Genomic DNA, 5352 nt, shown 5'->3' with positions numbered 1-5352 from the left:
GCTTCAAGCCGAGACCCCATGCGAGCCAGGAGCTGCGCCACGATGGCAAGGCCCAGTCCGGTCCCAGGCGCATCGTCGATGTTGGTGCCCCGAACGAAGGGTTCCAGGAGGGTCTCCGCACCCGAGTCTCCCAGACCAATGCCCGTATCCTCGACGGCGAAGCTCAGGCGACACGATGTACCGGCTTCATGGGCTCCCCCCTTCACGGTAAATACGATCTGTCCGTTTCGGGTGTACTTGGCAGCATTGCCCAGCAGGTTCGAAAGCACCTGGCGTAAACGCCGGAAGTCGAGTTCGACGACGGCGGGCAGGTCCGTATCGATACGTATGTGAAGCCGGTTATGGCTGGACCGGGCAAGCAGCGCGTCTTCGTCCGCCACCTCATAGAGGAAGCGGTAGAGGTAGCCAGGGGCCGGTTCCAGTTGGACGTCCGTCAGCTCGCCCCGCGAGAACTCCAGGACTTCGTCGATCAGTTCCATGAGCATGCGTGCGTGGCGCTCGATCTTCAGCGGGGGGTCGACCTCCCGTCCGGCTACGCGCCACTGGCGCGCCACATTCACGATAGCCGAGAGCGGCGAGCGCAGATCGTGCCCGATGTGAGCGAGCAAACGGCGCCGGGCCTGAAGGAGCGTGCGCAGTTCTTTCGTGCGCTCGACCACGATGCCTTCGAGCCGTCGGGCATGCGCAATGAGCACATGGGTCCGCCAGCGCCACACGCCCACCACCAGGCCCACGATCGCCAACGCGAGGGCGATGAAGGCGCCCGGAGTCATCCACCATGGCGCCTGGATAGTGACCTCGAACGACGCGATGCTCGAATTCGCACGCCGGTTTTCATCCACCACCTGGACTTCAAAACGGTAATGGCCCCAGGGAAGCGATGCGTAGCGGACCTCTCTTTGGCTGGTGTCAACCCAGTCGCGGTCCAGGGGGTGGAGGCGGTAGCGAAAGTGCACGGGATGCCCCGCGCTGTTTCCCGATACGCCAAAGGCGATATTCAAGGGTGCGCCGCTGTCGTAAGGCAGTGCTTCCGACGCCACGGCACGGGCCCCGTAGCGAGCCGGAAAAAGCCGAGGCGTCATGGTTCGAGGCGCGAGCAGGTCAGCGGGCTTGAGTATGTGGGTCAACCCGACCGGCGTCCCAATCCAGACCGAGCCGTCCGCATCCGCGAAGAACGCGCCGTGGTTGGTTTCATCCCACAGCAGACCGTCCCGGCTGGATAGACGCGTCCACAGCCCATCCGCAAGGACATCCACGCCCTTGCCGCCACCGGCCCAGACACGGCCCTGTCCATCGGTGCGCAGAAAATAAAATCGCGTCGCAGCCAGAAGTGGGTCGTCGACAGGCTCCATGGTGAGGGAGTCCAGATCGCCGGCACGCCCCGTCAGAAGCCCAGGCTGCAACGCACTGAGCCAGAGGCGCCCGTCTGACGAAGCTGCCACGTTTTCGTAGCCTCCGAGCGATTCGTTCGGAACAACGCGAACACGCGCCCATCCGCTCTCGTTGTGTCGATACAAGCCAGAGTTGCAGGCGAGCCATAAGCGCCCGGCGTTGTCCTCTGCGAGGTCCGAACACATCGTTGAAGGAATCAGGTCAGGCGCCACATGCACGACGGACCCCGACACAGGGTCAAGCTCATAGAGCCCACCCATCGTATAAACCCAGAGCCGGYCGGTCCGGTCCCTGTGTGCGCCGCGGATGAGATAAGGCAGTTCGGCGACCTGCGTCGTGCGGTTCCGTTCCCTTTCGTATCGGACCACCCGACCATCGAACAGGAAGTACCAGATGGATCCGGCGGTATCCGTCACCACGGCGTGCGCCTGGACGGGCGGAGGCAGGTTCATGGGCCAGCGGTGCGCGCGTCCCTCGGACGGCACGATGATTTCTCCGCCGCTTTCGCCAGCCACCCAGATCGCGTCAGGACCTGCCCGGGTAATGGACCAGATAAGGCTATCGTTGAGCCCCTGGTTGGCTGTCCAGTTTTCGACGGCGCTGGCGTTGCTCCAATACAGCACGCCCCGGCCGTACGTTCCGGCCCACACCGACCCATCGTGATCGGCGATCAGCGCGGAAATCCCCACGCCGGGCAACCCGTTCAGCGTGTCCAGCAGTTCCCAACGCGTTCCGTCCCAGCGCGCGATGCCCGTGTCCGAGCGTGTGAGGATTCGTCCCTCCCGATCTTGCGCAAGATCAATGCTGGTAGCCGCCACCTCGCCATGCGTGCCCGGCATGTCGTGCGGGACGAACACGTCCTCGCCAGYGGCGAGCGCGAGGACCGTGCGCAGGCCACGCGCCCATACCGCGCCGTCGCGGGCGACCAGGAACGCCACCCATCGATCGGCGGGAACGCCCTGGGCAGGACCAAATCGGGTCAGGACGCCCTTGCTCAGGCGACACACCGCCTCGTCGCACCCGAACCAGACCGCATCGCCATGGTGATAGACGGCTGCGACCTGGGACGTCCGGGCGTGGCCAGCGTTCTCCTCCGGCCATGGGGCCGCCGCCCACTGACCCGGCGCCTGCCGCTTCAGACGAAACAGATGATGCCCGCTGACCACCAGCATGCCGCCCTGCCCGTCCGGTGCCAGGGTCTGGCCGCGATCGACAAGCATGGTCCGGCCGTCCGGCCGCACCCAGGCGAAGTGCCCGTCATTGTCCTGGGACTGAAGGCCGGCCCTCGTTCCCGCCCACACATGCCCGTCGTCGTCCTCAGCCAGGCTCACGACTTCCGAGGTCTGGAAGCCGTCCTTTCCGAGCATGGGATTGAACCCGATGCCGTCGAAGCGGTAGAGGCCCTGCTCCGTTCCCGCCCAGACAAAATGACGCTCATCTTCCAGCAGGCGCACCACGGACAGGCTCGACAGGCCCGTGTTCTGATCGTAAATCACCAGCGGCAGCTGGACATGAGGGGACGGAGCGGCAGCAACTGCCTGCATGCCATAAGCGAGCACGCAGAGTGCGCACGCGGTCCGTTGTACCCAGCTCAGCACGTGCCGGTAGCCCCCTGGGTCGCCTTCCGATACTGCGTGGGCGGGACGCCCAACCGTTCCCGGAAGGCGGTCGTAAAGTTGCAAGCGCTCCGAAAGCCGATCTCCAGGGCGATTTCCTGCATGCTCAACGAGGTCTCCGCAAGCAAGCGCCGACTCCGCTGGATCCGCTCCTCCCGCAGCCACGCAAAAACCGTCGTGCCAAGGTGTTCCCGAAAGATCGCCGATAAACGCTTGTCATACGTCCCCACTTCCCGGGCAACCTCGTCAAGGGTGAGGGGTTCCGAAAGACGCCGGCGGAGAAGCCGCATGGCAGCTTGCAGGATCACCTCATCCGGCGGCAGCGAACCGGCAGAGACCGGATCGAAGGATGGGACGGCGGGCCGGGGCGCGAGCCTCAGGTGGATGCGCACCCGCGCCACCAGTTCAGCCGGGTTGCAGTCTTTGAGAATGTAATCGACGCCGCCATGGCTAAGCCCTTCGAGGCGTTCCTCGAGGCTGTTCGCCGCGGTCAGGAAGACCATCGGCGTGTGCTTCAACTGCGGCACTTCCTGCAGAAGCCGACTGACGACAAAGCCGTCCATCTCCGGCATCCGCACATCGAGCAAGATGAGGTCTGGCGCGATCAACTCCGCCCGCCGGACGCCCTGACCGGCGTTTGTGACGATGCTTACCCGCCAGCCTTCCGCGCGCAGCGCTACAACGAGCGCACCGATCTCCTCGGGTCGGTCGTCGACAACCATGATGTGTGGCGAATCAGACGTGTACAAGCAAAGCCCCACCTTGCTGCTGACAGTCGTATCAAGTCCCCTTCGGCGAGAGTATAGACGGATCTGCCGATTTTGCCCCCGTGCAAAGGTCTGCCCCCCTCRATCAAAGGTGACCGTCCTGCCATCGTCCTAACGTTGCGCATCTATCGCACGTCCTCACGAGCATGAAGCGAACGAACAACATGGCAGACCTGTTCCTCCTCGTGCAGGTGATCGAGGCCGGAAGCTTTTCGGTGGCCGCAGACCAGCTCAAAACGACGCGATCCCTGCTGAGCCGCCGGATCATTGCGCTGGAACGGCGACTGGGCGTGCAGCTGTTGCACCGGAACGCGCGCCGCTTCTCAGTCACATCCACGGGAGAGGCCGTCTACCGACACGCCTCCGCGATGTGTGAATCCGCGAGGGCCGCGGAGCAAACGGCCACGCGCGCCGACGTGGAAAACAGGTTCGTAAGAGTCCATGCGCACAGCCTGCTGATGCCCCTGATGTCGACGATCCTGCCGAAGTTTTCCGCGGTTCATCCCCGGGTGCGCGTGTGGTTGACGACAGGCACCGGCGAGGTCGAGCCGCTCATCCGGCAACAGGCGGACGTCATCCTGGGGGTACATKACAGCCTGCCCGACAGCACGGACGTTGTCGCGCGATCGCTGGCCCATATACCTGTCGTGACGGTCGCGGTGCCCGAGCTTCTTGGGCGGCTGGGAACGCCACCCAACGCGGAACGCATCGCGGATAGCGACGTTCTTGCGTACGCAGGGCCAAGTGCCCCCGCGAGCCTTCTCTTTCGGCCAGGCAGGCAAAGCGAAGCGAGGCTGGTAACCAGCGATACGGATCTGCTCCTCGCCTCGGTCCGTGCCGGGCTCGGGTTTGCCCGTCTACCGRCCTGCCTATGCGAGGACGATATCCGGAGCGGTCGCCTGGCAAGGGTCCATGAAGCGGTGGAACCGGACCCTATTCCGGTTCACGCCCTGACGATGTCGGCGCGCGCGGTGAGTGATGCCACGCTTGCTTTTGTGCGCTTCGCACAGGAGCAGCTGAGCCAACCCACCGCAGGGGTCATTCAGGTATTTTCAAAGTCAGGTGGCGGACAGCACGGCAACGTCTAGAAACGTTCGGTCCACGGCCGGAGGTCGATTTCGTGTGACCAGGCATTTCTCGGCTGCGCAAGGACATCGATATAAGTCTGGGCGATGGCGTCAGGATCGAGCGTGCTGTCAGGCTGACCGCTCGGATCCGGTCGGTGCGGTGAGCGGACGCCTCCGTCGATGTTGAAGTGCGCGACGTGTATCCCTTTCGGTCCCAACTCTCTCGCAGCGCTCTGAGCGAGCCCGCGCAGTCCGAACTTACCCATTGCAAACGCCGCCGATTGGGCGAAGCCCTTCATACCCGCACTCGCGCCGGTAAAGAAGATCGCTCCATGCCCTTTGGGCTCCATTCGCCTGGCGGCCTGCTGGGCGGCCAGGAACGCGCCGAACATGGTTATAGCAATGGCTTTCTCGACCTCCGAGGGATCGACGCTCGAGAGCGGACCTGGAACGCGCGAACTGGCGTTGTAAATCACAACGTCGGGTTCCCCTACCTCGCGTTCCATGTCG

At 64.2% G+C, this 5352-nt stretch carries 4 protein-coding genes; 1 reads left to right on the top strand and 3 read right to left on the bottom strand.

What is annotated here, in order from left to right; genetic code table 11:
- Together AC1DT2_RS15085 and AC1DT2_RS15080 are read right to left on the bottom strand one after the other, a co-directional pair.
- Positions 1-2990: ligand-binding sensor domain-containing protein (locus AC1DT2_RS15085; protein ID WP_477297190.1), on the bottom strand; the 2990-nt coding region annotated here is incomplete at its 3' end.
- On the bottom strand, positions 2984-3730 hold the full coding sequence (locus AC1DT2_RS15080) for a helix-turn-helix domain-containing protein (protein ID WP_477297188.1): 747 nt from the start codon (positions 3728-3730) through the stop codon (positions 2984-2986). The genes AC1DT2_RS15085 and AC1DT2_RS15080, both read right to left, overlap by 7 nt.
- Positions 3731-3939: 209 nt before the next feature.
- Here AC1DT2_RS15080 and AC1DT2_RS15075 point away from each other — a divergent pair, with 209 nt between their 5' ends.
- Complete coding sequence (locus AC1DT2_RS15075) at positions 3940-4863, top strand: LysR family transcriptional regulator (protein ID WP_477297187.1); 924 nt, start codon at positions 3940-3942, stop codon at positions 4861-4863.
- Here the strand turns inward: AC1DT2_RS15075 and AC1DT2_RS15070 are convergent.
- The coding region (locus tag AC1DT2_RS15070; RefSeq protein WP_477297185.1) for an SDR family NAD(P)-dependent oxidoreductase at positions 4860-5352 on the bottom strand (493 nt) is incomplete at its 5' end. The two genes, AC1DT2_RS15075 and AC1DT2_RS15070, sit on opposite strands and share 4 nt — an antisense overlap.

The sequence above is a fragment of the Luteibacter sp. P4_E6 genome, assembly GCF_056401535.1.
The sequence above is the reverse complement of the archived record's forward strand: the minus strand, read 5'-3'. Positions and strand labels throughout refer to the sequence as shown.